Source organism: Planktothrix serta PCC 8927, assembly GCF_900010725.2.
In the GTDB taxonomy this organism is placed as follows: domain Bacteria; phylum Cyanobacteriota; class Cyanobacteriia; order Cyanobacteriales; family Microcoleaceae; genus Planktothrix; species Planktothrix serta.
In genome coordinates, this window is sequence record NZ_LR734899.1 from 1 (window position 1) to 422 (window position 422).

1 protein-coding gene is annotated in these 422 nt (G+C 37.7%); it reads left to right on the forward strand.

Annotated features, from left to right (window positions below; genetic code table 11):
- A partial coding sequence (locus PL8927_RS27545; RefSeq protein WP_197047584.1) for a PD-(D/E)XK nuclease family transposase occupies positions 1–422 on the forward strand: 422 nt, incomplete at both ends.

Below are 422 nucleotides of genomic sequence, written 5' to 3' on the forward strand. Positions count from 1 at the left end.
ATAGGTGTAGCGGTGACGGATTTTATTATGTTTAATGAACATAATAAAGTGATTTCACAATTTACTCTGAAGGAAGATGAGTTACTCCTGAATTATCAACATAGTCCGTTAAAATTAGTATTTGTGGAGTTACCCAAATTTAATAAAACTTTGGAAGAATTGATTAATATTACGGATAAATGGCTTTATTTTTTACGCAAAGCACCAGATTTAGAAGTCGTGCCAGAATCGATGTTAATTGTACCCGAAATTGAGAAGGCTTTTGCGATCGCGGATCGGGTCAACTTAAGTTTAGAGGAAATAGACGATTTGGAGAAACGAGAACAGTTTGAACGGGAAAGAATAGGTGCTATTGAGTTGAGTAAGGCTGAAGCTCGGGCTGAAGGGTTGACTCAAGGGTTGACTCAAGGGTTGACTCAAGG